Raw genomic sequence first — 26,900 nt, 5'->3', positions numbered from 1 at the left:
AGCTTCCGTCGTCCCTGTGGCTTCCGGTCGCCCCGGACCTCGAAGTCCATCGCACCCCTTGAACTGGGGTGTTGCAACGACCACTAGAACGCAAGGCCCGGCCGGGGCCCGTGGGCGCAGCCCCGGCACTCACGGCCCCGGGGTTTGGCCATGAGCCGTCCCCGGGGCTCGGGGCACAAGCCCCAGGCCGGCCCGGCCGGGGGCCGTGGGCGAAGCCTCGGCACACGCGGTCCCGGGGCTCGGGCACGAGCCGTTTCGGGGGCCGGGGGCGAAAGCCGCAGGGCTTTTCGGGGGCCGGGGCGGAGCCTCGGGGTCGGGGAGGGGCGGGGAGGGGAACGCACCGCGCAGCGGCCACGCAAAAGGGCCGGGCCCGGGACTATGTCCCGGGCCCGGCCCTTCAGCCTGCCGACGGCTACGCGTTGCTCACGCGTACGCCCGTCAGTTGTCGTCCTCGTCGATCAGGAAGCCGCGCATCGGCGACGGCGCCTGCTGCATCGGCTGCGGCGCCTGCGGCCGCACCGGTGCCATCGGCTGGGTCATCGCCGGCGACATCTGCTGCTGGCCGCCGTACGACGGACCAGAAGGGCCTCCGTGACCCATGGGGTTGCCGCCCATGCTGTGACCCATCGCACCCGCGCCGGCCGGAGCCATCGACGGGGACGGCGGCAGCGAAGCGGCCGCCGGGGTGCGCGGCGGGGCCAGCGAGTCGTCCGCCTGGGTCTCCAGCTGACGCAGCTGGCTCTCCAGGTAGGACTTCAGGCGCGTGCGGTACTCGCGCTCGAAGCCTCGCAGGTCCTCGACCTTGCGCTCCAGCGTCGCGCGCGCGGACTCCAGCGAGCCCATCGCCACGCGGTGCTTCTCCTGGGCGTCCCGCTCCAACGCGTCGGCCTTGGCGCGCGCGTCGCGCTCCAGGCCCTCGGCGCGGCTGCGTGCCTCACCGACGATCTTGTTGGCCTCGGAGCGCGCCTCGGCAATCGCCTGGTCGGCGGTCTGCTGGGCAAGCGAGAGCACACGTGCGGCGCTGTCGCCGCCGGGGCCCTGACCGGGCTGCTGCATCTGCGGGTTGTGGCCGCCCATGGGGCCGCCCATCGGTCCACCCATGGGACCGCCCTGGCCCATCGGGCCACCCTGACCCATCGGACCGCCCTGGCCCATGGGACCGCCCTGCATCTGGCCGCCCTGCATCGGACCGCCCTGCATCTGGCCACCCTGCATGGGGTTGCCCTGCATGGGGTTGCCCTGCATCGGGTTGCCCTGCATCGGACCGCCCTGCATCGGGCCGGGGCCGTGCTGGCCCTGCGGACCGTGACCCTGAGGACCGTGACCCTGCGGACCGTGACCACCATGGCCGCTCGGCCCCGCGGGAAGCTGCGGAGCCCCACCGGGCAGCTGGGGCGGACCCATCTGCGGCGGCTGCTGCTGGACCGGCGGTCCAGATATGGCGGCGGGCACAGGTGCCCCCGGTCGCTCCTGCTGTTCGGGCGGCTTGCGCATGCCCTGCTGCTGTTGGTTCTGCGCGGCGGCACGCGTGGCGGCGGCCAGCTTGGCGCGCAGGTCCTCGTTCTCGCGGAGCAGGCGCGTCAGTTCGGCCTCGACCTCGTCGAGAAAGGCATCGACCTCGTCCTCGTCGTAGCCTTCTCGGAGGCGGACGGTCGTGAACTGCTTGTTCCGCACGTCCTCAGGGGTCAACGGCATCTCTTCTTCACCTCTACGTAGTCGTCGGCAGTCGGCAAGACCGTATCGTTCACATTCCCCTCGCAAGACTGCTCACGAGCGAGATCAGGATGTACACGATGATCATCAGAACGAAGAAGGACAGGTCGAGTGCCACGCCCCCGAGACGCAGCGGCGGAATGAACCGCCGCAGGAGCTTGAGCGGTGGATCGGTGACAGTGTAGGTGGCCTCCAGAACGACCACCATCGCCTTGCCGGGTTGCCATGAGCGGGCGAACTGGAAGACGTAGTCCATGACCAGCCGGAAAATCAGCACGATGAGGAAGCACATCAGCGCGATGTAAACCACCTGTAGTGCTACGCCCATCCCGCGCTTCCCTCTCCCCTGGTTTTCACTCTGCACCGGCCGTGCGGCCGGGTCGTTCCCGCCGTGCGACCGGGTCGTTCCCGGTGCCGTGTTCTCAGCTCTGGTTGAAGAATCCGCCCTCTGCGATGCGGGCCTTGTCCTCCGCCGTGACATCGACGTTAGCAGGAGACAGCAGGAACACCTTCTGCGTCACTCGCTCAATGCTGCCATGAAGACCGAAGACCAGACCCGCGGCAAAGTCGACAAGTCGCTTCGCATCCGTATCGTCCATCTCCGTGAGATTCATGATCACCGGAGTGCCCTCGCGGAAGTGTTCCCCGATGGTACGGGCCTCGTTGTAGGTCCTCGGGTGCAATGTGGTGATGCGGTAGGGCTCCCGCTCGGACACAACCTTGGGCATGATCACCGGTGCGTTCTTCTCCAGACTCGGGCGTTCAGGTGTGATGGATGCCACGGGGGCGATACGTGCCGGACGTCCGCTTTCTGCCGCTAGCGGAACCGCCTGGCGCTCACGCTGCGCGGGTGGTTGGACCACGCGCATCGGTTCTTCCCGCTCGGGCTCGTGCACGGGCTGGTGCACGGGCTGGTGTCGCCGGTGCTCCCGCTCGGGTTCCGGCTCGGGTTCGAAGTCGTCGTCGGGGTCAAAGCCCCGGCCGTCGTACCCATCGTCCTCCACGAGGCCGAGGTAGACCGCCATCTTGCGCATCGCGCCGGCCATGCTCTGAGTCCTCCGCTCTGTGGTGGATCGGCCTCGTCACCAAGTGCCCGCGATCCACTAGGCCTGACCGCCTTTCGGCGGAAATGACCATATTTTCTGCTGTGGTCCGACTTGCTTCGCGACGTTACCCGAGCCGGGGTCGGACTCCGAGTACCGCCGTACCGACGCGTACATGTGTCGCTCCGGCCGTCACGGCGTCCTCAAGGTCCGCACTCATCCCTGCTGACACCATGTTCGCAGCCGGATGGTCCGCGCGCAGGCGGGATGAGAATTCCTGCAGCCGCTCGAACGCCGCCTGTTGCCGGCCCGCGTACGGTCCGGCCAGCGGCGCCACGGTCATCAGCCCGCCGAGCCGCAATCCTTGCGCACCGGCCACCGCGGCCGCCAACTCCTCGATCCCGTCGGGTGCCACGCCGCCCCTCGCCCCGCGTTCGCCGGACTCGGCGTCCAGCGCGACCTGGATCAGGCAGCACAGCTCACGCTCCGTACGCGTGGCAGCCGCGGAGAGTGCGGAAACGAGCTTGAGCCGGTCGACGGACTGCACCACATCGGCATAACCAGCCACAGAACGAACCTTGTTCGTCTGCAATTGACCGACAAAGTGCCAGATAAGCGACAAATCTGTGCAGGCGGCCGCTTTGGGGGCGGCGTCCTGGTCGCGATTCTCGGCGACATGCCGGACGCCCAGTTCATGGAGCAGCCGGACATCACTGGCGGGGTAGGTCTTGGTGACCACGATCAGGGTCACCTCGTCCCGCGCGCGCCCGGCGGCGGCACAGGCGGTGGCGATACGTTCCTCCACCAGCGCGAGATTGGCCGCGAGTTCGGTCTTCCGGTCGGTCATGCCCTATCAGTCCAGCCAGACATAGCCGGCGAGCCGCCCGGTCGTGCGGTCGCGACGGTACGAATAGTGATCGCCCGACTCCAGGGTGCAGGCCGCGGAACGCTGCCGGTCCCGGATCCCGAGGGCGTCGAGCTGTGCGTGCACTCCGGCGGTGACATCCACGGCCGGGGTGCCCCAACTGGTCTCGGACCAGGCTTCCGGTACGACGGCGGCGACCTCGTCCCGCATCCGCGCCGGCACTTCGTAACAGCGTCCGCAGACGGCCGGTCCGGTACGGGCGGTGATCCGCGACGGCTGCGCGCCGAGCGAGACCATGGTCTCGACGGCGGCCGGGACGATCCCCGCGACCAGGCCGGGGCGCCCGGCGTGGGCGGCGGCGACGACCCCGGCGACCGGATCGGCCAGCAGCACCGGGGTGCAGTCCGCGGTGAGTACGGCGAGGGCGAGGCCGCGCCGTACGGTGACGATCGCGTCCACGGCCGGGACGTCCTGAGAGGTCCACGGTCCTTCGACGACGGCCGCCTCGCGGCCGTGCACCTGGTTCATCCAGACGACGCGCGCGGGGTCGAGCCGCAGGGACTTCGCGGCGAGCTCGCGGTTGGTCTGCACCGCCGCGGAGTCGTCACCGACCGCGCCGCCTAGATTGAGCTGCTCATACGGAGCGGCGCTCACCCCGCCCCACCGGTCGGTGAAGGCGAAGTGCGCGCCGCTCAGTGTTTCGTGCTGCCGTATCACTTCAAGAAGTCCGGAACGTCCAGCTCTTCGACCTGGTTGTCCTGGTACGGACGGGCCGTCGGGACCTGCGGCGGGCTCACCGAGAACGACTTCTCGTTGACCACCGGCGCGGGTTCGGACCTGGCCGGGCTGTCCTCGCGCGGCGGTACGGTACCCAGTCCGCTCGTGGACCGGCCGCTGTCCGTGGACCGGGACGGGGCCGGCTGCTCGTCGCGCTTGGCCGCGCCGGCGCCGAGGACGGTCTCCCGGCGGGTCGGCGGCTGTCCGCCGTCGAAGCCGGCCGCGATGACGGTGACCCGGACCTCGTCGCCCAGGGCGTCGTCGATGACGGCGCCGAAGATGATGTTGGCCTCGGGGTGGGCCGCCTCGCTCACCAGCTGCGCCGCCTCGTTGATCTCGAAGAGACCGAGGTCGGAACCGCCGGAGATGGAGAGCAGGACACCGCGGGCGCCGTCGATGGACGCTTCGAGGAGCGGCGAGGAGATCGCCATCTCGGCGGCGGCCACCGCGCGGTCGTCGCCGCGGGCCGAGCCGATCCCCATGAGCGCCGAGCCCGCCTCCGACATCACGGACTTGACGTCGGCGAAGTCGAGGTTGATCAGACCGGGAGTGGTGATGAGGTCGGTGATGCCCTGGACACCCGACAGCAGCACCTGGTCCGCGGACTTGAACGCGTCAAGCACGCTGACCTGGCGGTCCGAGATGGACAGCAGCCGGTCGTTGGGGATCACGATGAGGGTGTCGACCTCTTCGCGGAGCTCGGCGATGCCGTCCTCCGCCTGGTTCGCGCGGCGGCGGCCCTCGAAGGTGAACGGGCGGGTGACCACACCGATCGTGAGGGCGCCGAGCGAGCGCGCGATATTGGCGACGACGGGTGCGCCGCCGGTGCCGGTGCCGCCACCTTCGCCGGCGGTGACGAAGACCATGTCGGCCCCCTTGAGGACCTCCTCGATCTCCTCACGGTGGTCCTCTGCCGCCTTGCGACCGACTGCCGGGTTGGCTCCGGCCCCGAGGCCGCGGGTGAGTTCGCGTCCTACGTCGAGCTTGACGTCGGCGTCGCTCATCAACAGGGCTTGCGCGTCCGTGTTGATCGCGATGAACTCGACGCCCTTGAGGCCGACCTCGATCATTCGGTTGATGGCATTGACACCACCGCCGCCGACACCGATGACCTTGATGACTGCGAGGTAGTTCTGCGGTGCTGCCACGTCGAAGGCCTCTCGCCTCGAGTTACGTGTCGTCGCTTCGCGGTTGTGGCGCCGCGACGACTGATGCCGATGGGACGGTCCGAAACGCCGACCCAAACCCTGACGTTGAACTTCAGGGTTACCAGTGTGTCCGCTTCTTGGACTCTTCCGAACAGGACACTAAGTCGACAAGTGGCGCACGTTCAACGAACACGCCGAACCTCCCGTTTTTCTTTTCACCCTATGTGATCACCCATAGCGCTGACCAACCAGGGTGCTGGCCAGCGCAAATGCCCGTCAACTGCCCGACGCCGCAGGCGCGGTGGGTGCACTCACATCGAAGTACCCCGCCTTGGGAGCCGCTTTCATCAGTGCGGTGAGCGCACGCGCCTTGGCCGCGCCGTCCTCGCCGCTCCCCCACATCACCGTACGGCCGCCGCTCAACTGCAGGGCGATCGAGTCATACGAACGTACCCGGATCACCCTGGTGTCCTTGGCCACTTTCGCGGGAAGTTCCCTGCGGACCCGCACCGCTTCGAGGACGAGACGGCCGGTTCCGAAACGGCCGAGACCGGCCGACTGAGCCGCTGTCATTTTCAGCAGGGGTACGCCGGCGGGCGCCGTCCCCACCGTCGCGAAACGCACGCCCTTGACGTCCACTTCGATGAACTTTGCGCCCGTTTCGATCAGCAGAGCGGGGGTTCGCTCGATCACTTTCAGACTGATTCCGTGCGGCCATGAACGAACGACCTCGACCGAGTCGATACGCGGCAGTTTCTGCCGGAGCCTGGCCTCAATCCCGTCCGTGTCGACGGAAATCAGCGGCGCCCCGACCGGCACGGCCGCGGCGGTCTCCACCTGGGCGCGGGTGAGTACGCCGGTACCCGAGGTGCTCACCCGCTCGACCCGAAGCCAGTTCGAGCCGTACAGCACCCAGGTGCCGCCCGCGACCAGCACGGTCGCGACGATCAATACGATCATCAGCCACCGCTTGGGCAGCCGGAGCCGGAGCAGGCGGGCCAACGGCCCCCGAGGAGGGCGGCCGGACGCCGACTGCGGTCGTGCGTCACGCTCGGCGGTCGTCGGTCCGGCCACGCTCCCCTGCCTCCCTACGCCTTGCGGCGTGCTGCGATCGCCTCGTACACCATGCCGACCAGCAGCTCATCGGCGTCCCTGCGGCCGAACTCGGCGGCCGCGCGGGACATCTCGTACAGCCGGTGCGGATCGGCGAGCACCGGAAGCACATGACTCTGCACCCACTGGGGCGTGAGTTCGGCGTCGTCGACCAGCAGTCCGCCGCCGGCCTTCACCACCGGCTGGGCGTTGAGCCGCTGTTCGCCGTTGCCGATCGGCAGCGGGACATACGCGGCGGGAAGCCCGACGGCGGAGAGTTCGGCGACGGTCATCGCGCCCGCGCGGCAGAGCATCATGTCCGCCGCGGCGTACGCGAGGTCCATCCGGTCCACGTACGGTACCGGGATGTAGGGCGGCATTCCGGGCATGTTGTCCACGCGCGGCATTTCATTCTTGGGACCGACCGCGTGCAGGATCTGGATTCCGGAGCGCTGGAGCATCGGGGCGACCTGCTGCACCACCTCGTTGAGCCGGCGCGCGCCCTGCGAACCGCCGGAGACGAGCAGGGTCGGCAGGTTCGGGTCGAGCCCGAAGGCGGCCCGCGCCTCCGGACGGACCCGGGCCCGGTCCAGGGTGGCGATGGTGCGGCGCAGCGGGATACCGATGTAGCGGGCGCCCCGCAGCTTGCTGTCCGGGGTGGAGACCGCCACCCCGGCCGCGTATCGCGAGCCGATCTTGTTGGCGAGGCCGGGCCTGGCATTGGCCTCATGGACGATGATCGGCACCCCGAGCCGCTTGGCGGCCAGATAGCCGGGCAGGGCGACATAGCCGCCGAAGCCCACGACGCAGTCCGCCTTGGTGCGTTCCAGGATCTGCTCGGCGGCCTTGATGGTGCCGCGCAGCCGTCCGGGGACGGTGATCAGCTCGGGTGTGGGCTTGCGCGGCAGCGGTACGGCCGGGATCAGTCCCAGCTCGTACCCCCGCTCGGGTACGAGCCTGGTCTCCAGGCCGCGTTCCGTGCCGAGGGCCGTGATCCCCACGGTGGGGTCCTGCCTGCGCAGGGCGTCCGCGAGGGCGAGCGCCGGCTCGATGTGGCCGGCGGTCCCCCCACCGGCGAGTACGACATGCACCGAAATTCACCGCTCTCCGGACGGACGCTTCTTGACGCGCCGTCTCATCGTCTTCCATCTCACCCCGGGCCGTCTCATGGCCAGGGCCGCTTTCGCGGCGGGATCCTCTCGCGCGAACGCGATCAGCAGCCCGATAGCGAACATGGTCGGCAGCAGGGCCGACCCTCCGTAGGAGAACAGCGGGAGCGGGACTCCGGCGATCGGCAGCAGGCCGAGCACCGCACCGATGTTGACCACGGCCTGCACCGTGATCCAGGTGGTCACACCTCCCGCGGCGTACCTCACGAAGGGATCCTCCGTGCGTCCGGCCACGCGGATACCCGCATAGCCTAGAGCCGCGAACAGTGCGAGCACCGACAGCGTCCCCGCCAGACCCAGTTCCTCCCCGGTGATGGCGAAAATGAAGTCGGTGTGCGGTTCGGGCAGTTGGCCCCACTTTTCCACACTCGCGCCGAGGCCGGAACCGAACCATCCGCCGGAGGCGAGAGCATAGATTCCGTGCACCGCCTGCCAGCACTGTCCCTCAGGGCCCAGATCGATCGCGCCGACGCAGGAGAACCGGGACAGCCGGTTCGCGCTGGTCTTGATGAGCATGAAGCCGACCAGGGCGGCGACGCCGAGCACCCCGCCGAACAGCCGGGTGGGCGCTCCCGCCAGCCAGAGCAGCCCGAAGAGGATGGCGGTGAGAATGATCGCCGTACCCATGTCGCCGCCGAGCATGATCAGCCCGAGCAGCATGAAGGCGACCGGGACGAGCGGCACCAGCAGATGTTTCCACTGGGTCAGCAGCCGCCTGTCCTGCTTGCGGGCGAGCAGGTCGGCCCCCCACAGGATCAGCGCCAGTTTGCCGAACTCACTGGGCTGGAGCTGGAACGGGCCGCCCAGATAGATCCAGTTCTGGTTGCCGTTGACGGAGCGCCCTATCCCGGGGATCTGGACGAGCACCATCAGGAAGACCGAGCCGACCAGCAGCGGGTAGGAGAACGCGCGGTGGAGCTTGATCGGCATCCTGGAGGCGAGCAGCAGCAGACCGGTGCCGAGGACCACCGCGACGAACTGCTTGCGGAAGAAGTACGTGCCCGGCAGTGACAGCTGCAAGGCGTAGATCATCGAGGCGGAGTACACCATCACCAGGCCGAGCACGGTGATCAGCAGACCGCTGCCGAGGATCACGTAGTACGCGGTGAGGGGCCGGTCCCAGGCGCGGCGTGCCTGCTCGTAGAACCGCCGTGGTCCCGCGCCGCGGGGCCGGCGGGGAGCGCCGGTCCCGCCGCCCCTGCCGCGGGCGGGCGGGCGGCGTACGGCGGCGCCGGCGGCCCGGCCGCGCAGCGCGAGCCCACGGCCGCGCACGGTCCCGCACGCCGCTGCCGCGTCCGCGCCCCCGTCAGGTCCGGAGTCCGCACCGGGCGCTCCCGCGACGGCAGGCGTGCCCGCCGGGCCCCAGCGGCGTACCAGGGGCCGCCGGGCCCGTCCCGCGGTGTCGTCGGCCGGCATCGTCGCTGTCCCCTCCAGTCATGCCTGGCGCGGCTGCCGGGGATCCGGGGCCTGCGGCGAGAACCGCCGGTGTCGCGGTCAGCACGGCACGGAGGCCGGGCCCGGTCAGACGTGCTCGGCGGCGAGTGCGCGTACCGCGTCCGCGAACGCCTCGCCTCGCTTGTTGTAGTTGGCGAACATGTCCATCGAGGCGCAGGCGGGGGCCATCAGTACCGTGTCCCCCGGCTGCGCGAGCCGTGCCGCTTCGCGGACCGCCGCCGACATCGCCCCAGTGTCGGTCCGGTCGAGGTCCACGACCGGGACTTCGGGGGCGTGTCGCGCGAGGGCTTCCCGGATCAGCGCCCGGTCGGCGCCGATCAGGACCGCACCGCGCAGCCGCCGCGCCGACGCGGCGACGAGCTCGTCGAACGTCGCGCCCTTGGCGAGGCCGCCCGCGATCCAGACGATCGGGTCGTAGGCCGCCAGGGACGCCTCCGCGGCATGGGTGTTGGTGGCCTTGGAGTCGTCGATGTAGGTGACGCCGCCGATGTCCGCGACCTGCTCGATCCGGTGCGGGTCGGGGCGGAAGGCGCGCAGTCCGTCGCGTACGGCCGCGGGCTCGACGCCGAAGGCGCGGGCCAGGGCCGCCGCCGCGAGGGCGTTGGCGATGTTGTGCGGGACCGGCGGGTTCACATCGGAGATCTGGGCGAGCTCCTGGGCCTGCTCGCGGCGGTTCTCGACAAAGGCGCGGTCGACCAGGATGCCGTCCACGACCCCGAGTTGGGACGGTCCCGGGGTGGCGAGGGTGAAGCCGATCGCCCGGCAGCCCTCCTCGACGTCGGCGGCGCGCACCAGGTCCTCGGTGGCCGGGTCGGCCGCGTTGTAGACGCAGGCGACGCTGTTGCCCTCGTAGATGCGGCCCTTGTCGGCGACGTACGCCTCCATGGAGCCGTGCCAGTCCAGATGATCGGGGGCGAGGTTGAGGACGGCCGCGGAGTGGGCGCGCAGGCTCGGCGCCCAGTGCAGCTGGTAGCTGGACAGCTCGACGGCGAGGACGTCGTACGTCTCCTCGCCGGTGACGGCGTCCAGCAGCGAGACGCCGATGTTGCCGACGGCGGCCGTACGCAGCCCCGCCGCCGCCAGGATCGAGGCGAGCATCCTGACGGTCGTGGTCTTGCCGTTGGTGCCGGTGACCGCGAGCCAGGGGGCCGCGCCGGGGCCGCGCAGCCGCCAGGCCAGCTCGACATCGCCCCAGATCTCCACCCCGGCCGCCGCGGCGGCCGTGAAGAGCGGCTTGTCCGGCCGCCAGCCGGGAGCGGTGACGACCAGCTCGGTCGCCGCGGGCAGGGTCGCTCCGTCGCCGAGGCGCACGGTGATCCCCAGCTTCTCCAGCTCGGCGGCCTGCGCGCGGGACCGTTCGTCGTCGCCGTCATTGACGACGGTGACCTCGGCGCCGAGCTCACGCAGCACCCGGGCCGCCGGGATCCCGGAGACCCCGAGACCCGCGACGGTGACCCGCTTGCCGTGCCAGTTCACTTCTCGGCCGCCCAGCCCGCGTAGAAGAGCCCCAGACCCACGATCACACACATGCCCTGGATGATCCAGAAACGGACCACCACCAGGACCTCCGACCACCCCTTGAGTTCGAAGTGGTGCTGGAGCGGTGCCATCCGGAAGACGCGCTTGCCGGTCATCCGGAACGAGCCGACCTGGATCACCACGGACATGGTGATCAGGACGAAGAGGCCGCCGAGGAGGGCCAGCAGGAACTCCGTACGGGAGCAGATCGCCAGTCCGGCGAGGGCGCCGCCCAGCGCGAGCGAACCGGTGTCGCCCATGAAGATCTTGGCGGGCGAGGTGTTCCACCACAGGAAGCCGAAGCAGGCGCCCATCAGCGCCGAGGCGACGACCGCGAGGTCGAGTGGATCACGTACCTCGAAACAGGCGTTGGGGTTGGTCAGGGTTCCCGCGTTGGCGCAGGACTCCTGGAACTGCCACAGGCCGATGAAGGTGTACGCGCCGAAGACCATCACCGAGGCGCCGGTGGCGAGGCCGTCCAGACCGTCCGTCAGGTTCACGCCGTTGGACATCGCGAGAATCATGAACAGCGCCCAGACCACGAACAGCACCGGGCCGATCGACCAGCCGAAGTCCGTGACGAACGACAGCTTGGTGGAGGCGGGCGTGTTGCCGCGGTAGTCGGCGAACTGGAGCGACAGCACCGCGAAGGCGATACCGACGATCAGCTGGCCCGCCATCTTGGCCTTGGCCCGCAGGCCGAGCGACCGCTGCTTCACGATCTTGATGTAGTCGTCGAGGAACCCGACGAGCCCCATGCCTGCCATCAGGAACAGGACCAGCACACCCGAGAACGTCGGGTCCTCGCCGGTGATCACCTTCGCCAGGGCGTAGGCGATCAGCGTGGCCAGGATGAAGGCGATGCCGCCCATGGTGGGCGTGCCCTTCTTGCTGCCATGGCTGCGCGGGCCGTCGTCCCGGATGAACTGCCCGTATCCCTTGCGGGCCAGGAGCTTGATCAGCAGCGGAGTGCCGATCAGGGTCAGGAAGAGCCCGATGGCTCCCGCGAAGAGGATCTGCCTCATCGGCCGGCGACCTCGCCCTCGCTGGCGTTCCCGAGCAGTGCCTGGGCGACCCGCTCGAGACCGACCGACCTGGAAGCCTTCACCAGCACGACGTCTCCCGGACGCAGTTCACTGCGCAACAGGTCGACCGCCGCCTGCGCGTCGGACACGTGCACCGACTCCTCACCCCACGAACCCTCGTTGTAAGCGCCCAGTTGCAGCCAGGACGCTTCCCTGCCCCCGACTGCCACGAGCTTGCTGACGTTGAGCCGGACGGCTAGCCGTCCGACCGCGTCGTGCTCGGCGAGCGAATCGTCACCCAGCTCGGCCATCGGGCCGAGCACCGCCCACGTACGGCCCCCCGTGGCCCGTGAGGCACCACCCATGGCGGCCAGCGCACGGAGCGCCGCTCTCATGGATTCGGGGTTCGCGTTGTAGGCGTCGTTGACGATCGTCACGCCGTCCGAGCGCTCGGTGACCTCCATACGCCAGCGGGAGAGGGTTCCCGCCTCGGAGAGCGCCACGGCGATCTCGTCGACGGACATGCCCAACTCATAGGCGACGGCGGCCGCGGCGAGCGCGTTCGACACGTGGTGCTCACCGTACAGCCGCAGCATCACGTCGCTGCACCCGGAGGGTGTCCGAAGCCGGAAAGCGGGCTGTCCGGTCTCGGTGAGGCGGACGTTCTCTGCCCGTACGTCTGCTTCGTCTGACTCTCCGAAGAGGACGGTACGGGCCTTGGTGCGCGATGCCATCGCGCGGACGAGAGGGTCGTCGGCGTTGAGCACGGCGACGCCGCCCTCGTCCGCCGACGGCAGGGACTCCACCATTTCGCCCTTGGCCTGGGCGATCTGCTCGCGGCCGCCGAACTCCCCGATGTGGGCGGTGCCGACGTTCAGTACGAGGCCGATCCTGGGCGGGACGAGTCCGGTGAGGTAGCGGATGTCGCCGATGTAGCGCGCGCCCATTTCGAGGACGAGGTAGCGGGTGTCCTCGACGGCACGCAGCGCGGTCAGCGGCAGACCGATCTCGTTGTTGAGATTCCCGGCCGGCCAGACCGTGGGTCCTCTGCGCTGGAGCAGCTGGGCGATCAGATCCTTGGTGCTGGTCTTGCCGGCCGAGCCGGTGAGCGCGACGGCGGTGGCGCCGAGGCGTTCGACGACGGTGCGCGCGAGGGCACCGAGGGCCTGTACGACATCGTCGACCACGATGGCGGGCACGCCGACGGGGCGGGTGGCCAGCACGGCCACCGCGCCCGCCTGGACGGCGGTCACCGCGTAGTCGTGCCCGTCGACGCGCTCGCCGGCGAAGGCGGCGAAGAGACTGCCGCTCTCCACCGTGCGGGAGTCGATGACGACGGGTCCGGTGACCCGGACGGACTGATCCGGTATGTCGTGCGGCTGCCCGCCGACGATGGCGGCGATCTCGGCGAGAGAGAGGGCGATCACTGGGTCATCCCTGACTGTTGTTCTCGTGACGGGGCTCGTGACGGGGCTCGTGACGGAGGGAGCGCTCGATGGCCTCGCGCAGGACCTGGCGGTCGTCGAAGGCCCGTACCACTCCGGCGATGTCCTGGCCCTGCTCATGGCCCTTGCCGGCGATCAGCACGGTGTCGTCGGCCCGGGCGCGGGAGACGACGGTGGCGATGGCGGAGGCGCGGTCGGCCTCCACCAGGACGTCGCCGCGCTCATGGATCGGCACCTCGGCGGCGCCGGCGAGCATCGCGGCGAGGATCGCGAGCGGATCCTCGGAACGGGGGTTGTCCGAGGTCAGTACGGCGGTGTCGGCGAGCCGGGCGGCGGCCGCGCCCATCGGCCCGCGCTTGGTCTCGTCGCGGTCGCCACCGCAGCCGAGGACGATGTGCACCTTGCCCCGGGTGACCTTGCGCAGGGAGCGCAGGACCGATTCGACGGCGTCCGTCTTGTGGGCGTAGTCGACGACGGCGAGATAGGGCTGGCCCACATCCACGCGCTCCAGCCTCCCCGGTACCCCGGGGACCGCGGCGATGCCGTCGGCGGCGGTCTGCGGGTCGATCCCGGCCACGGCCAGGGTGACGACCGCGGCCAGGGTGTTGGCGACGTTGAACGGCCCGGGCAGCGGCGCCTCGGCGCTGATCCGCTCGCCCTTGGGACCGACCACGGTGAACGTGGACCCGTGCGAGCCGACCTCGACGTCCTCGGCGCGCCAGTCGGCGTCCGGATGGCCCTCGGCGGAGAAGGTGGTGACCGGCACGGTCGCCTCGTCGACCAGGCGGCGGCCGTACGGGTCGTCGAGGTTCACGACGCCGGTCCTGGAGCGCAGCGGGGTGAACAGCTGCGCCTTCGCCTGGAAGTAGTCCTCCATGCCGGAGTGGAACTCCATATGCTCCGGGCTGAGGTTGTTGAAGACAGCCACGTCGAACACACAGCCGTCGACCCGGCCGAGCACCAGGGCGTGGCTGGAGACCTCCATGGCGACCGACTCGACGCCGCGCTCCCGCATGACGGCGAAGAGGGCCTGCAGGTCGGTGGCTTCCGGAGTGGTGCGCTCCGACTTGATGCGCTCGTCCTCGATCCGCATCTCCACGGTACCGATCAGGCCGGTACGGTGGCCCGCTCCGCGCAGCCCGCCCTCGACGAGATACGCCGTGGTGGTCTTGCCCGAGGTGCCGGTGATGCCGATCTGGAGCAGGTCGGCGCCGGGGCGTCCGTAGATCTCCGCGGCGAGTTCTCCCATGCGCCCCCGCGGGTCGGGGACGACGAGGACCGGCAGTCCGGTGGCCGTGGCCCGGTCGACGCCCGCCGGGTCGGTGAGGATCGCGGCCGCGCCGAGGTCCGCCGCCTGGGCGGCGAAGTCGGCGCCATGGAAGCGGGCGCCGGGCAGAGCGGCGTACACGTCGCCGGGGCGTACCGCCCGCGAGTCGTGCGTGATGCCGGTCGCTTCTCCGGGGCCCGTACCCTCCCCCTCCCCCGGGGCCTCGGCGCCCAGCCGGGCGGCCAGCTCCGCGAGGGAGGTCGGGCGTACCCGGTCCGGACGGGGCGTCCCAGGCTGGTTCACAGGGGCGTCCTCAGGGGTGGTTCTGTACTGATCAGCGTGTGGCACGGCGGTGAGCGTACCGGGCTCTGCGGGCCGCGAGCCACGTGAGGGGGGCTCGTGCGCGGCGGGGTCACGGTGGTTCCCGGAATCGGGGGTGATCGTTGTCACTGGGTCTTTCCCTGGGGTCACTCGCCGGGTTTGAAGGTGACCGGCAGCCGGGCGGGTTCACTGCCGGTCGGAGCGACCTGCAGCGTCTTGAGAGCGAACTCCATGACCTTCTTGTAGATGGGTCCGCAGATCTGTCCGCCGAAGTAACTGCCCTTGGTGGGGTTCTGGATGGCGCAGTAGACGGTGATCTGCGGGGCGTCGGCGGGCGCGAAGCCCGCGAAGGAGGCGGTGTACCCCTTGTAGCGGCCCAGCTCGGGGTCGACCCGGTTGGCCGTACCTGTCTTGCCCGCGACGCGGTAGCCGGGGATGCGGGCCTTGGTGCCCGTACCCTCCTCGTTGCCGACGACCGACTCCAGCATGGCGGCGACGGTCTTCGCGGTCTTCTCGCTGACCACGCGGGTCTTCTTGGGGGCCGGCGCCGCGGTGAAGCGCCCGTCGGGGCCCTTCGTGCCGCGGATCAGCGTGGGTTCGATCCGTACGCCGCCGTTGGCGATGGTCGAGTAGACCGAGGCGGCCTGCATCGCGTTGAGGGAGAGGCCCTGGCCGAACGGGATCGTGTACTGCTGCGAGGTGGACCAGTCCTGCGGCTTGGCCAGGATGCCCTGCGTCTCGCCGGGGAAGCCGAGACCGGTCGGGCGGCCGATGCCGAATTTGCTCAGATACGAGTGGAGGACGCGGTTGGCCTCGGGCTGGGTCTTGCCGAGCTGGCCGGACGCCAGGATGGTGCCGATGTTGCTGGACTTGGCGAGGACGCCGTTGAGCGTCAGGTACCAGGTGGGGTGGTCGATGTCGTCCTTGAAGAGCCGGTCGCCGCGGTGCAGCCGGTTGGGCACGACGACATGGGTGCCGGGGGTGGCGGCCTTCTCCTCCAGTACGGCGGCCATGGACATCACCTTGCTGGTGGAGCCCGGTTCGTACACGTCCTGGAGAGCCGCGTTGCCCATGGCGGCCGCGTTGGCCTCGGAGAGGTCGTTGGGGTCGAAGCCGGGGGCGTTGGCCATCGCGAGGACCTCGCCGGTCCTGGTGTTCTGGACCATCACATAGCCGCGGTCCGCCTGCGACGTCCGCACCTGGTCCGCGATGGCCTGCTGGGCGGCCCACTGGATGTCCCGGTCGATGGTCAGCTCGATGTCGGAGCCGGGCACCGCGGGCTTCTCCCGCGAGCTCGCGGTGGGGACACGGCGGCCGCCGGACTGCGCGTAGGTGACCTCGCCGTCCTTGCCCGCCAGCTCCTCGTCGAGCATGGACTCCACACCGCCGGCGCCGCGCCCGGCGGCGTTGACGTACCCCAGTATCCCCGCGGCGAGCTCACCGTTGGGGTACACCCGTTTGCTGCTGGGCTCCTGGAAGACACCGGCCAGCACATTGACGCCCGGGCCGCCGGCCGCCTTGTCCTTGGCCGCCTTCGCGGCCAGCACTCCCCTGAGGTCCTTGATCTGGTTCCACACCTGCGGGGTCTGGCGGCGGGCCAGCACCGTGTAGCGCGACTTGGGGACCGTGAGCTTCTTCACCAGGGCGCCGCTGTCCACCCCGAGGATCGGGGAGAGCAGCGCGGCCGCCTGCTCGGCGGCGTCCGGGGCCTTGCTGGTGCCGGGGGTGAACATCAGCGGGTCGGCGGTGATGTCGTACGCGTCGACGCTGTCGGCGAGGGCGATCCCGGAGCGGTCGGTGATCTCTCCGCGCTCCGCCGCGATCTTGTGGCTGAGATACCGGTTCTTCTCCGCCTTGGCGGCGTACGCGCTCGCGTCGACGGCCTGCACCTGGAGCAGCCGGACGACGAACGCCAGCATGACGAGCGTCAGGCCGAGGCTGACCAGCCGCAGCCGGGGGCGGGGGCTGCCCAGCCGGATCCGGCGCGCGCCACGGGGCGCCGAGGCCGGGCGGCGGGCGGCGGGCCGGGCACGTCCGCCGCTGCCGGGGCGCGCGGGGCCCGGCACCCGGCGGCGCGGTGGTTCCTTGGGGGGCACTGCGTCACCTGCCGGAGGTCGTCGGGGCCGGCTTGCCGGATGTCTGTGCGGAGGCGGACGGGGAGACGGAAGGCGAGGCGGGCACCGGAGCAGCGGCCGGGCGGGAGGCCGGGGGCGACACCGGAACCGGCAGGACGGGCGCGGGCCAGCGCGCCGCGGGCGGGGCCGCCCCCATGACCGACGGCTGTACGGGGGGCAGCGCCTCGGCCTCGTGCGGGGAGCCGCTGACCGTACCGTCGGGGTTGAGGAAGGCGGGGCTGCCGCCGGGCACCATGCCGAGCCGGCGGGCCCGGCGCTCCAGGGCGTACGGCGCGGAGAGGTCGTCCACGTCCCGCTGGAGCGCCTGCTCCTGGTCGGTGAGGTCGGTGGTCCGCTTCTTGAGCTCGCTCAGCTGGAACGAGCCCTCGTTGAGGGAGGAGTTCAGCAGCAGCAGGGTGATCAGGCCGCCGCCGAGGAGCAGCACGACCAGCAGGACGAAGGGCGTGCGGGCCGCCGAGCTGGCCCCGGAGGGCATCAGCCGGGCGAGCCGGGCGGCCCGCCCCTTCAACTGCTTGGCCGGTCCGCTCACAGAACGTCCTCCCGGATCCGCTGCGCCCCCCGCAGCCGGGCGGGGGCCGCGCGGCGGTTCTCGGCGACCTCTTCCTCCGTGGGGAGTTCGGCGCCGCGGGTGAGCAGGGTGAGGCGGGGCTGATAGCGCTCGGGGACGACGGGCAGGCCGGGCGGCGCGGTGTTGGCGGCGCCCGCCGCGAAGACCTGCTTGACCAGTCGGTCTTCCAGCGAGTGGTACGAGAGGACGGCCATCCGGCCGCCGACGGCGAGGGTCTTCACGGCCGCGGGGATCGCCTGCTCCAGGACGGACAGCTCGCCGTTGACCTCGATGCGCAGGGCCTGGAAGGTGCGCTTGGCGGGGTTGCCGCCGGTGCGCTTGGCGGCCTGCGGCAGGGCGTCGCGGATCAGCTCGACGAGCCGGGCGCTGTAGGTGAAGGGCTCCTTCTCGCGCTCCTTGACGACCGCGGAGACGATCCGCTTGGCCTGCTTCTCCTCGCCGTACGCGCGCAGGATCCGCACCAGTTCGCCGGGCGGATAGGTGTTGAGGACCTCGGCGGCGCTGACCCCGGCCGTCTGGTCCATCCGCATGTCGAGCGGGGAGTCCTGGGCGTAGGCGAAGCCGCGGTCCGTCTCGTCGAGCTGCATGGAGGAGACACCGAGGTCGAACAGGACGCCCTGGACCCGGGGGATCCCCAGCCGGGCGAGGACCTCGGGCAGCTCGTCGTACACGGCGTGCACGAGGGTGGCCCGGTCACCGAACGGGGCGAGCCGCTCACCGGAGAGCCGCAGCGCTTCCTTGTCCCGGTCGAGCGCGACCAGCCGTACGGAGGGGAACGTGGCGAGCAGCGCCTCGCTGTGCCCGCCGAGGCCGAGGGTGCAGTCGACGACGACCGCTCCCGGCTCGGCGAGGGCGGGGGCCAGCAGGTCCAGGCACCGCTGGAGCATCACAGGGACATGGCGGACGTCGTTCATGCGCGCCCCTCACGGAGGTCGGGGCGGCCGCCGGGCTCGGCACAGCCGCAGGGCTCGGGACGGCGTTCCGCGGGCGCACGGCTTTCCATGACTCGCTCGCTGCGCTCGCTCATGCGCCCTCTCAGGTCCGGCGCGGCCGTACGTACTGCCTGGTCCCCGCCCGCTCAGAAGGGGAGGTGGTCCGCCGGCGCCGGAAAGGGGCGTCGGCCGACCGGCGAGCGGGAGGAGGCCGAGCCGCACGTACGCCGCACACGCGGGGAAATCGGGATGTGTTCGCGAGGTGTCCGTGAACTTCGCGTCACTTTAGTCCACAGGCCCTTGCGGTCAATCAACCGGCCAGCGCGTCGCACGGGTCACTCGTCAGAGGGTCATAAACAGCACAGTTCACCCGTTCGGACGACCCCCATTCGCCCCTGTGGGTTAGCTCACAACAAGCCATGTTGATGTTCTTTGTCCTGTCCCACAGCAGGCTTCACCGTCACGTGACCATTACCGTCATAGGTATGTCGACTTCCGCACACTTCCCCGCAGAGCCCGCCGGGGCTCCCGCCGGTGCGGCCCGCACCGGCGGGACGGTCACCGACCGGCTCATCGAGGCAAACCACCGCTACGCCGCCGGGTTCAGCGACCCGGGGATGGACGCGCGACCCGTGCTGCAGGTCGCCGTCGTCGCCTGCATGGACGCCAGGCTCGACCTGCACGACGCCCTGGGACTTTCCCTCGGCGACTGCCATACCATTCGCAACGCGGGCGGCGTGGTCACCGACGACGTCATCCGCTCCCTCACCATCAGCCAGCGGGCGCTGGGCACCCGCAGCGTCGTCCTCATTCATCACACCGGCTGCGGCCTGGAAAGCCTCACCGAGGAATTCCGGCACGAACTGGAGATGGAGGTCGGACAGCGGCCCGCCTGGGCCGTGGAGGCGTTCCGCGACGTCGACCAGGATGTACGGCAGTCGATGCAGCGCATCAGGACCTCACCCTTCCTGCCGCACACGGATGACATACGCGGGTTCGTCTTCGACGTGAAGACGGGCCTGTTGAGGGAGATCGACCCGGCCGGCTGAGGGCCGGGCCGGACCAGAAAAACGGCAAAGCCGACTTATCGTACCCACTTATCCACAGGCGAGTGACACGAAGCGGTAACGGCAACAAGAATGCGTCTGTGACAGCGTTCCGGAACCTTCCGGAGGCGGTGTCCGTGTTTCGGGGTGGGCCGGGCCGTCTGATGAGCATCGGCCCGTAGTAAGGGCCGAGGAGGGCCGGGTGACGACCTATGACGATCGAGCGAGCCTCACTGATCTGACCACCACAGCGGAGCGTGTCCGCACATCGGTGGAGGGTGTGATCGAGGGCAAGCCTGAGGTCGTACGGCTTTCGCTGACCGTGCTGCTCGCCGAGGGACATCTTCTGATCGAGGATGTCCCCGGTGTGGGCAAGACCATGCTGGCCAAAGCGCTCGCGCGCTCCATCGACTGTTCGGTGCGGCGTATTCAGTTCACCCCCGACCTGCTGCCGTCCGACATCACCGGGGTGTCGATATACGACCAGCAGCGGCGGGACTTCGAGTTCAAACCGGGCGCGATCTTCGCCCAGATCGTGATCGGCGACGAGATCAACCGCGCCTCGCCCAAGACCCAGTCCGCGCTGCTGGAGTCGATGGAGGAGCGCCAGGTCACCATCGACGGGCAGACCTACGAACTGCCCAGCCCCTTCATGGTGGTGGCCACGCAGAACCCCGTGGAGATGGAGGGCACGTATCCGCTGCCCGAGGCGCAGCGCGACCGCTTCATGGCCCGGGTGTCGATCGGCTACCCGAGCCCGGAGGCCGAGCTGCAGATGCTGGACGTCCATGGCGGGATCTCGCCGCTGGACGACCTCCAGCCGGTGGCCCACGCGCACGACATCGTGAAGCTGATCGACGCGGTGCGCACGGTCCATGTCGCCGATTCCGTACGGCGGTACGCCGTCGAACTGGTCGGGGCGACCCGTAACCACCCGGATCTCAGACTCGGGGCGTCGCCGCGCGCGACGCTCCATCTGCTGCGCGCCGCCAAGGCCTCCGCCGCGCTGAGCGGGCGGGAGTACGCACTGCCCGACGATGTGCAGGCCCTGGCGGTGGCGGTGCTGGCGCACCGTCTGCTGCCCACGGCCCAGGCCCAGCTGAACCGGCGTACCGCCGAGCAGGTCGTGCTGGAGATCCTGCAGCGCATCCCCGTGCCCACCGCGGACGGCGGCCACGGTGCGGGACGTCCGGCGCCCGGCGCCCGGATCTACGGCCAGCAGCCCGGTTCACGGCGGCTGTGATGGCAGCCGGGGGGCCGGTCACCCCGGACGGCGAGGACGGGGGCGGGCTGCGGGCCGCGCTGTCCGGACTGACCACCCGCGGCCGGTCGTTCCTCGCCGCCGGGGTCGCGGCGGCTGTCTGCGCCTTTGTCCTGGGCCAGTCCGATCTGCTGCGGGTCGGGTTCCTGCTCGCCGTGCTGCCGCTGATCTGTGTGGCGGTCCTGTACCGCACGCGCTACCGGGTCGCGGGCAGCAGGCGGCTGTCGCCCTCCCGGGTGCCCGCGGGGTCCGAGGCGCGGGTGCATCTGCGGATGGACAACGTCACGCGTATGCCCACCGGTCTGCTGATGCTCCAGGACCATGTGCCGTACGTGCTCGGCCCGCGCCCCCGGTTCGTACTGGACCGGGTGGAGCCGGGCGGCCGCCGCGAGGTGTCGTACCGGGTCCGGTCGGATCTGCGCGGGCGCTATCCGCTCGGACCGCTCCAGCTGCGGCTGAACGACCCCTTCGGGATGTGTGAGCTGACCCGCTCGTTCAGCGCGTACGACACCCTGACCGTCATCCCGCGCACCGAACCGCTGCCGCCGGTGCGGCTCGCGGGTGAGTCCTCGGGATACGGGGACGGACGGCAGCGCTCACTGTCGCTGGCCGGCGAGGACGATGTGATCCCGCGCGGCTACCGCCACGGCGACGATCTGCGCCGGGTGCACTGGCGCTCCACGGCCCGCTACGGCGAGCTGATGGTGCGCCGCGAGGAGCAGCCGCAGCGGGCCAGGTGCACGGTGCTGCTGGACACCCGGCAGCTCGCCTACGAGGGCGCGGGCCCCGACTCGGCGTTCGAATGGGCGGTGTCGGGTGCGGCCTCCGCGCTGGTGCACATGCTGGAACGGGGCTTCGCGGTACGGCTGTTGACGGACACGGGCAGTTCGGTGCCCGGCGCGGGGGCCGAGGGCTTCGCCGGGGCGACCCAGGACTCCGCCGACTCGGCCGGACTGATGATGGACACCCTCGCGGTCGTCGACCACTCCGACGGGGCGGGCCTCTCCCGTGCGTACGACGTACTGCGCGGCGGCACCGAAGGGCTGCTGGTGGCCTTCTTCGGTGATCTGGACGAGGCACAGGCCGCCGTGGCGGCAAGGATGCGGCTGCGCAGCGGCGCCGCCGTCGCCTTCGTGCTCGACAGCGACGGGTGGGCGCAGGGCGGCGAGCCCGGCGACCGCGCCGAGGCGCGGCTGCGGCAGCTGCGGGAGGCCGGCTGGACGGCTCTCCCCGTGACCTCGGGGGCGGCCCTGCCCGACCTGTGGCGGCAGGCCGCGCGGCAGCGCTCCGAATCGGCCGTCGCGGGCGGTTCGACAGGCTTCTCCGGAGGATGGTCATGAGCGGTCGTGGAAGGCTGGCGCTGTGCTCCTTCGCCGCCACGCTGATGGCGGCGGGCGCTCTGATCCCGCTGGTCAAGCCGGACGCCTGGCTGGTGCACGCCGCGATCATGGTGGCGCTCATGGGCGGGGTGGGGGCGCTGGCCCGGCGGGTTCCGCTGGCGCGGGCGCTGACCGTGGCGCTCCAGGCCGTCGCGGCCCTGCTGATGCTCACGGTGGTCTTCGCCGGCGATCAGGCGTTCCTCGGCATCGTCCCGACGCCCGAGGTCTTCGAGCAGTTTGGCCGGCTCCTGACAGCGGGCGGCGAGGACGTCGGACGGTATTCGATCCCGGCGCCGCCGACCGACGGCATCAGGCTGATGCTGATCGGCGGCGTGCTGGTCATCGGGCTCGCGGTGGACGCGCTCGCGGTGACCTTCCGCAGCGCGGCCCCGGCCGGGCTGCCGCTGCTCGCGCTGTACTCGGTCGCCGCGGGGCTCTCCGGCGGGGCCGGGGGCGGGCTGTGGTTCCTGGTCGCGGCCGCCGGCTATCTGCTGTTGCTGCTGGCCGAGAGCCGGGACCGGCTCTCCCAGTGGGGCCGGGTGTTCGGCGGCGCGCCGCGCACGCAGGGCCGGGTCTCGGGCGGTCTGGACTCGGCGGGCGGCTCCGCGCTCGCCCCGGTCCGTACCGGCCGCCGGATCGGTGTGGTGGCGCTGGGGATAGCGCTGGCGGTGCCGGCGGCGCTGCCCGCCCTGGACGGCGGACTGCTGGGCGGCACGGGGAACGGGAAAGGCTCGGGGGTGGGCGGCGGTGGCACCATCTCCGCGGTGAACCCGCTGGTCTCGCTCCAGGACAATCTGAACCAGCCGGAGGACCGCGAGGCGCTGCGCTACAAGACCAACGCGGAGAGCACCCAGAACCTGTATCTGCGGATCATGTCGCTGGACAAGTTCGACGGGGCGTCCTGGCGGTTCTCGCAGCGCAATGTGGAGGACGTCCCCGACCGGCTGCCCGGGGTGCCGGGTCTGGACGGCGATGTCGGCACCACCGAGATCACGACCGCCATCTCGGCCGCCGGCTGGTACCGGCAGAACTATCTGCCGATGCCCTATCCGGCGACCAACGTGAAGATCGACGGACGCTGGCGCTTCGAGCCCACGGGCCGGACGCTGGTGGGCGACCGCGGGCAGTCGACACGGGGCGCGCAGTACGAGGTCGGCAGTCTGCTGGTGAACCCGACCCGGGAGCAGCTGGCCTCGGCGCCCGCTCCCCCGTCCGCCATTCAGCGTGAATACACCCGGGTTCCGGCGATCCTGCCGGACGTGGTGAAGTCGACCGCGCTGGACATCACGGCGGGGGCGACGAGCAACTACGAGAAGGCCGTCAAGCTGCAGGACTGGTTCGCGGTGGACGGCGATTTCACCTATGACACCCAGGTGAACTCGGGCACCGGGGTCATGGCGATCACCAACTTCCTGAAGGACAAGCAGGGCTTCTGCGTCCACTTCTCCTTCACGATGGCCGCGATGGCCCGCACGCTGGGCATTCCGGCGCGGGTCGCGGTGGGCTTCACACCGGGCACCCCGCAGGCGGACGGCAGCATGTCCGTGGGGCTGCGGGACGCGCACGCCTGGCCCGAGCTGTACTTCGAAGGGGTCGGGTGGACGCGGTTCGAGCCGACCCCGAGCCGGGGCAGCGCGCCCTCCTACACCCTGCCGGAGGCGCCGTCCGACGGGCCGAGCGACGCGGCGCAGCCCGACGCCAGCACCTCGGCCGCACCGTCCTCGGCGCCGTCCGTCTCGGACAGCTGCCCGGCGCAGGAACGGCGGCTGGGTGAGTGCGACGCGGCCGCGGCCGACGGGGCGCTGCCCCCGACGGACGGGGGCTTCCCGTGGAAGACGGTGCTCTGGGTCCTCCTGGGCGTGCTGGCGGCGGCGCTGCTGCTGTCGCTGCCCCTGCTGTGGCGGATCTGGATCCGGGCCCAGCGGCTGGGCTCCGGTGGGCGCACCCCGGCGGATACCACGGCGCGGACGCTCGGAGCCTGGCGAGAAATCACCGATACGGCCTGGGATCACGGCATCCTGCCGGACGATTCGCAGACGCCGCGGAAGACGGCGGCCAGGATCGTGCGGCTGGGCCGGCTCGCGGGACCGCCGGCCGAGGCGGTGCACCGGGTGGCCGGCGCGGTGGAGCAGGTGCTGTACGCGCCGGATCCGCGGCCCGCGACGGGTCTCGCCGATGACGCCCGGCGGATCCGGGAGGGACTGGGGGTCTCGGCCGGCGAGTGGATCCGTCTGCGCGCACTTCTCGCCCCGCGCTCGTCCAAACGGGTGATATGGGCCGCCTCGGAGCGCTGGGCGGCGCTCGCGGCCCGCTGGGAAAGCCGTCCGGATCTCCTCCGGTGGACGGCCGTGACCCGCCTGCTCCCCTCCCGGCAGCGCGGCTGACGGCGGAGGGCCGAGGGCAGACGGCTGAGGGGCGAACGCGTCGCGCGTTCGCCCCTCAGCCGTACTGGCTCAACTGGCTCGATCTGAGAACCTCAGGGCCTTACTGGCCCTGTTCGTCACGGCGGCGCTGCCACCGCTGCTCGATCCGGTTCATCATCGAGCGACGTGGTCTGGGATGTCGTCGGTCGGCCGTACTGCCGCCCGTCGCGTGTTGCTCGCCCGGTTTGGGCGCCTTGCGCCAGCCGGTGACCGCCAGGACCGCACAGCCCAGCATGACGAGGAACCCCACCACGCTGATCCAGATCTGCTGGGCGACCATTCCGGCCATGAGGAGCGCGATACCTACCAGGAAGCCGGCGACCGCCTGATAGACCCGTCGCCGGGTGTATGTACGCAGCCCGCTTCCCTCAAGCGCTGTCGCGAACTTGGGATCTTCGGCGTACAGCGCTCGCTCCATTTGCTCGAGCATTCGCTGCTCGTGCTCCGAGAGCGGCACGGAGTCCTCCTAGTCGTCGGTCGCGGGGGGCGACCGGTATGCGGCCCCTTCAAGGATAGGCAGGGAATCGCCCCCGTGAAACCCGCCCTCAACGCCATTTCGCTATTCCGGGCCGCCATGTCGGCTCGGCCGCTGAGGCGTTGATTCCCCAACCTTCGATCCGTCATGCCGGATGGTGTACCCCGATCATACGGCGCCGAGCGCTCCGCTGGGGGGCCTGTGGCGCACTCCATGCGCGGCTACGTCGCTGATCAGCCACGCGATCAGCGCTCCTGGCGGCCTTCCGAGGGCCTCCGGACGGCTTCCGGATCGCTTCCCGAGCGTTTCCTGAGCATTCCCCGAGCGGCGGCCGGCCGCACGCGGTCAGCCGCGCTTCTCGCCCAGGACGTGCAGCTGGGTGGCGACGGAGTGGAACGCGGGCAGCTCGGCGGCCGCCGCCTCCAGCTTCAGCAGGGCGTCCAGCGCCCCCGGCTGGGTGTCCACCAGGCCGCCGGGGACCAGGTCGGAGAAGACCCGTACGCCGTGCACGGCCCCGACCCGCAGACCGGCCCCGCCGACCAGGTCGGTGAGCTGCTCCGCGCTGAAACGCCTGGGCACCGGGTCGCCCTCGCCCCAGCGTCCCGCCGGGTCGGTCAGCGCCTGCCTGGCTTCGTTGAAGTGGCCGGCGAGCGCCCTGGCCAGCACGGCGCCGCCCAGGCCCGCGGCGAGCAGGCTGAGCGCCCCGGCCGGGCGGAGCGCCTCGACCGCGTTCCGCACGCCCTCGGCCGGGTCGTCCACGTACTCCAGGACGCCGTGGCACAGCACGGCGTCGAAGCCGCCGCGCTCGACCACGTCGAAGAGACCGTGGATATCTCCCTGCACGCCGCGGACCCGCTCGGCGACGCCCGCCTCCGCCGCCCGGCGCTCCAGCGCGAAGAGCGCGTTCGGGCTGGGGTCGACCACCGTCACCCGGTGCCCCAGACGGGCGACGGGCACCGCGAAGTTGCCCGTGCCCCCGCCGGTGTCGAGCACATCCAGGGTGTCCGTCCCCGCCACCTTGGCCCGGCGGTCGAGGGCGTCCTTGAGGACCTCCCAGACCACGGCGGTACGGAGGGAGCCGCGGGGGCGCGATGACGTCTCCCCACCGAAGGCGGGGGATGGGTCCGACACGGCAGTTGACTCCTCGGCGCGGTGCCGCCCCTGGTGGCGGGGCGTGAACGGTGCAGGTTCCGCCCACCCTATTGCCTCGGCCGTCCGTCCCGGTCACCCAGCGGCATCGCCCCGGCGTGGCTCGTCGGACCTGGGCCGGGGCAGCGCAGGGTCGAGCGCCAGCAGCCGTTCCACCAGGCGCAGGAACAGGGCCGCGTCGCGCAGCAGATCGTCGGCGTCGCGGTGGCCGGCCGCGCCCCGTATGCCCGCCTCGGCGCGCGCCCTGCGTGTGGCGCCCGAGGCGAAGAGGGCGCTCCATTCGGACAGCTCGGGCGCGATCTCGGGGAGGACCTCCCAGGCGCTTCTGATGCGCCTGCGCCGCTGTGTGGTGGTCTCCGGGCGGCCGCGGGCCGCGAGCACCGCGGCGGCGGTGCGCAGGGCGGCGAGATGGGCGGTGGCATAGCGCTCGTTCGGAGTGTCCAGGGCGGCGGCCTCGTCGAGTCCGCCGCGGGCCTGGGCGAGCAGATCGAGGGCGGCGGGCGGCGCCGTGGCCCGCCGCAGGACGGGGTGGACATCGCTCGGTGGTCCGGTCAGTGAGGGTGCAGGGCCGCCAGTAGGGCGCCGGTGTGCGGCACCGGCGTGCGAGCTGGCCATGACGAACCTCCTGTCGTCGTGTGACGGCGCTGTGGCCGTATGTGTCCATCCTGAAGGGCCCCACTGACAATCGGCCCTG

General features: G+C 71.0%; 23 protein-coding genes. 4 read left to right on the top strand and 19 right to left on the bottom strand.

Annotated elements, in window-relative coordinates:
- Nucleotides 1–438: 438 nt before the first annotated feature.
- The 16 genes from ACZ6MZ_RS27590 to rsmH all read right to left on the bottom strand — a co-directional run bounded on the left by ACZ6MZ_RS27590 (nt 439) and on the right by rsmH (nt 18,455).
- Nucleotides 439–1,695, bottom strand: a complete 1,257-nt coding sequence (locus ACZ6MZ_RS27590) for a DivIVA domain-containing protein (protein WP_389792395.1) — start codon at nt 1,693–1,695, stop codon at nt 439–441.
- Nucleotides 1,696–1,744: 49 nt separating this feature from the next.
- Nucleotides 1,745–2,041, bottom strand: a complete 297-nt coding sequence (locus ACZ6MZ_RS27585) for a YggT family protein (protein ID WP_384193339.1) — start codon at nt 2,039–2,041, stop codon at nt 1,745–1,747.
- Between the two features lie 94 nt (nt 2,042–2,135).
- Complete coding sequence (locus ACZ6MZ_RS27580) at nt 2,136–2,759, bottom strand: cell division protein SepF (protein WP_384193342.1); 624 nt, start codon at nt 2,757–2,759, stop codon at nt 2,136–2,138.
- Nucleotides 2,760–2,883: 124 nt separating this feature from the next.
- Nucleotides 2,884–3,603 (bottom strand): YggS family pyridoxal phosphate-dependent enzyme, encoded by a 720-nt coding sequence (locus ACZ6MZ_RS27575; protein ID WP_389792397.1) that lies wholly within the window; start codon nt 3,601–3,603, stop codon nt 2,884–2,886.
- A 6-nt stretch (nt 3,604–3,609) separates the two neighbouring features.
- Complete coding sequence (gene pgeF / locus ACZ6MZ_RS27570) at nt 3,610–4,338, bottom strand: peptidoglycan editing factor PgeF (protein WP_469354980.1); 729 nt, start codon at nt 4,336–4,338, stop codon at nt 3,610–3,612.
- The gene (gene ftsZ / locus ACZ6MZ_RS27565; protein WP_389792402.1) at nt 4,335–5,546 is read right to left on the bottom strand and encodes a cell division protein FtsZ; all 1,212 of its coding nucleotides are present in this window, start codon (nt 5,544–5,546) and stop codon (nt 4,335–4,337) included. The genes pgeF and ftsZ overlap by 4 nt, the downstream gene beginning before the upstream one ends.
- Before the next feature lie 276 nt (nt 5,547–5,822).
- Nucleotides 5,823–6,620 carry a cell division protein FtsQ/DivIB gene (locus ACZ6MZ_RS27560; protein ID WP_389792404.1) on the bottom strand — a complete coding sequence of 266 codons (798 nt, stop codon included), beginning with the start codon at nt 6,618–6,620 and terminating at the stop codon, nt 5,823–5,825.
- Between the two features lie 14 nt (nt 6,621–6,634).
- Nucleotides 6,635–7,729, bottom strand: a complete 1,095-nt coding sequence (murG, locus tag ACZ6MZ_RS27555; protein ID WP_384193355.1) for an undecaprenyldiphospho-muramoylpentapeptide beta-N-acetylglucosaminyltransferase — start codon at nt 7,727–7,729, stop codon at nt 6,635–6,637.
- A 6-nt stretch (nt 7,730–7,735) separates the two neighbouring features.
- Complete coding sequence (gene ftsW / locus ACZ6MZ_RS27550) at nt 7,736–9,223, bottom strand: putative lipid II flippase FtsW (RefSeq protein WP_384193358.1); 1,488 nt, start codon at nt 9,221–9,223, stop codon at nt 7,736–7,738.
- 105 nt (nt 9,224–9,328) lie between these two features.
- The gene (murD, locus tag ACZ6MZ_RS27545) at nt 9,329–10,738 is read right to left on the bottom strand and encodes a UDP-N-acetylmuramoyl-L-alanine--D-glutamate ligase (RefSeq protein ID WP_469354978.1); all 1,410 of its coding nucleotides are present in this window, start codon (nt 10,736–10,738) and stop codon (nt 9,329–9,331) included.
- Nucleotides 10,735–11,805 (bottom strand): phospho-N-acetylmuramoyl-pentapeptide-transferase, encoded by a 1,071-nt coding sequence (mraY, locus tag ACZ6MZ_RS27540; RefSeq protein WP_384193364.1) that lies wholly within the window; start codon nt 11,803–11,805, stop codon nt 10,735–10,737. The genes murD and mraY overlap by 4 nt, the downstream gene beginning before the upstream one ends.
- Nucleotides 11,802–13,232 (bottom strand): UDP-N-acetylmuramoyl-tripeptide--D-alanyl-D-alanine ligase, encoded by a 1,431-nt coding sequence (locus ACZ6MZ_RS27535; protein WP_389792410.1) that lies wholly within the window; start codon nt 13,230–13,232, stop codon nt 11,802–11,804. Before ACZ6MZ_RS27535 ends, mraY begins: the two co-directional genes overlap by 4 nt.
- Nucleotides 13,233–13,236: 4 nt before the next feature.
- Complete coding sequence (locus ACZ6MZ_RS27530; protein ID WP_389792412.1) at nt 13,237–14,967, bottom strand: UDP-N-acetylmuramoyl-L-alanyl-D-glutamate--2,6-diaminopimelate ligase; 1,731 nt, start codon at nt 14,965–14,967, stop codon at nt 13,237–13,239.
- Nucleotides 14,968–14,984: 17 nt separating this feature from the next.
- Nucleotides 14,985–16,934, bottom strand: a complete 1,950-nt coding sequence (locus tag ACZ6MZ_RS27525; RefSeq protein ID WP_469354976.1) for a peptidoglycan D,D-transpeptidase FtsI family protein — start codon at nt 16,932–16,934, stop codon at nt 14,985–14,987.
- Nucleotides 16,935–16,938: 4 nt separating this feature from the next.
- Nucleotides 16,939–17,502, bottom strand: coding sequence for a cell division protein FtsL (gene ftsL / locus ACZ6MZ_RS27520; protein WP_469354975.1), 564 nt, complete (start codon nt 17,500–17,502; stop codon nt 16,939–16,941).
- Nucleotides 17,499–18,455: a 16S rRNA (cytosine(1402)-N(4))-methyltransferase RsmH gene (rsmH, locus tag ACZ6MZ_RS27515; protein WP_384193824.1), complete on the bottom strand. Its 957-nt coding sequence runs from the start codon at nt 18,453–18,455 to the stop codon at nt 17,499–17,501. Before rsmH ends, ftsL begins: the two co-directional genes overlap by 4 nt.
- A gap of 437 nt (nt 18,456–18,892) precedes the next feature.
- Here rsmH and ACZ6MZ_RS27510 point away from each other — a divergent pair, with 437 nt between their 5' ends.
- From ACZ6MZ_RS27510 to ACZ6MZ_RS27495, 4 genes are all read left to right on the top strand, one after another.
- Nucleotides 18,893–19,522: a beta-class carbonic anhydrase gene (locus ACZ6MZ_RS27510; protein ID WP_469354974.1), complete on the top strand. Its 630-nt coding sequence runs from the start codon at nt 18,893–18,895 to the stop codon at nt 19,520–19,522.
- A gap of 199 nt (nt 19,523–19,721) precedes the next feature.
- A complete protein-coding gene (locus ACZ6MZ_RS27505; protein ID WP_469354972.1) occupies nt 19,722–20,762 on the top strand; it encodes an AAA family ATPase in 1,041 nt (346 codons plus the stop codon).
- Nucleotides 20,762–22,120, top strand: coding sequence for a DUF58 domain-containing protein (locus tag ACZ6MZ_RS27500; RefSeq protein WP_384193816.1), 1,359 nt, complete (start codon nt 20,762–20,764; stop codon nt 22,118–22,120). The genes ACZ6MZ_RS27505 and ACZ6MZ_RS27500 overlap by 1 nt, the downstream gene beginning before the upstream one ends.
- Nucleotides 22,117–24,543 (top strand): transglutaminase TgpA family protein, encoded by a 2,427-nt coding sequence (locus tag ACZ6MZ_RS27495; RefSeq protein WP_469354969.1) that lies wholly within the window; start codon nt 22,117–22,119, stop codon nt 24,541–24,543. Before ACZ6MZ_RS27500 ends, ACZ6MZ_RS27495 begins: the two co-directional genes overlap by 4 nt.
- 100 nt (nt 24,544–24,643) lie before the next feature.
- On the opposite strand, the gene ACZ6MZ_RS27490 is transcribed toward ACZ6MZ_RS27495, so the two are convergent.
- The 3 genes from ACZ6MZ_RS27490 to ACZ6MZ_RS27480 form a co-directional block, all read right to left on the bottom strand.
- Nucleotides 24,644–25,039, bottom strand: a complete 396-nt coding sequence (locus ACZ6MZ_RS27490; protein WP_384192579.1) for a DUF3040 domain-containing protein — start codon at nt 25,037–25,039, stop codon at nt 24,644–24,646.
- A gap of 363 nt (nt 25,040–25,402) precedes the next feature.
- Entirely contained in the window at nt 25,403–26,119 is a 717-nt protein-coding gene (locus ACZ6MZ_RS27485; protein ID WP_389792243.1) for a class I SAM-dependent methyltransferase, read from the bottom strand.
- A gap of 162 nt (nt 26,120–26,281) precedes the next feature.
- The gene (locus ACZ6MZ_RS27480) at nt 26,282–26,821 is read right to left on the bottom strand and encodes an SAV_6107 family HEPN domain-containing protein (protein WP_384192576.1); all 540 of its coding nucleotides are present in this window, start codon (nt 26,819–26,821) and stop codon (nt 26,282–26,284) included.
- Nucleotides 26,822–26,900: the final 79 nt, after the last annotated feature.

This window comes from Streptomyces sp. NPDC042201, from assembly GCF_055582185.1.
The sequence above is the reverse complement of the archived record's forward strand: the minus strand, read 5'-3'. Positions and strand labels throughout refer to the sequence as shown.

What these genes read in the sequence shown, in the direction of transcription:
- ACZ6MZ_RS27590 (WP_389792395.1), bottom strand. Translation starts at nt 1,695, where the DNA reads ATGCCGTTGACCCCTGAGGACGTGCGGAACAAGCAGTTCACGACCGTC.
- ACZ6MZ_RS27585 (WP_384193339.1), bottom strand. Translation starts at nt 2,041, where the DNA reads ATGGGCGTAGCACTACAGGTGGTTTACATCGCGCTGATGTGCTTCCTC.
- ACZ6MZ_RS27580 (WP_384193342.1), bottom strand. Translation starts at nt 2,759, where the DNA reads ATGGCCGGCGCGATGCGCAAGATGGCGGTCTACCTCGGCCTCGTGGAG.
- ACZ6MZ_RS27575 (WP_389792397.1), bottom strand. Translation starts at nt 3,603, where the DNA reads ATGACCGACCGGAAGACCGAACTCGCGGCCAATCTCGCGCTGGTGGAG.
- ftsW (WP_384193358.1), bottom strand. Translation starts at nt 9,223, where the DNA reads ATGCCGGCCGACGACACCGCGGGACGGGCCCGGCGGCCCCTGGTACGC.
- mraY (WP_384193364.1), bottom strand. Translation starts at nt 11,805, where the DNA reads ATGAGGCAGATCCTCTTCGCGGGAGCCATCGGGCTCTTCCTGACCCTG.
- rsmH (WP_384193824.1), bottom strand. Translation starts at nt 18,455, where the DNA reads ATGAACGACGTCCGCCATGTCCCTGTGATGCTCCAGCGGTGCCTGGAC.
- ACZ6MZ_RS27510 (WP_469354974.1), top strand. Translation starts at nt 18,893, where the DNA reads ATGTTGATGTTCTTTGTCCTGTCCCACAGCAGGCTTCACCGTCACGTG.
- ACZ6MZ_RS27500 (WP_384193816.1), top strand. Translation starts at nt 20,762, where the DNA reads ATGGCAGCCGGGGGGCCGGTCACCCCGGACGGCGAGGACGGGGGCGGG.
- ACZ6MZ_RS27495 (WP_469354969.1), top strand. Translation starts at nt 22,117, where the DNA reads ATGAGCGGTCGTGGAAGGCTGGCGCTGTGCTCCTTCGCCGCCACGCTG.
- ACZ6MZ_RS27480 (WP_384192576.1), bottom strand. Translation starts at nt 26,821, where the DNA reads ATGGCCAGCTCGCACGCCGGTGCCGCACACCGGCGCCCTACTGGCGGC.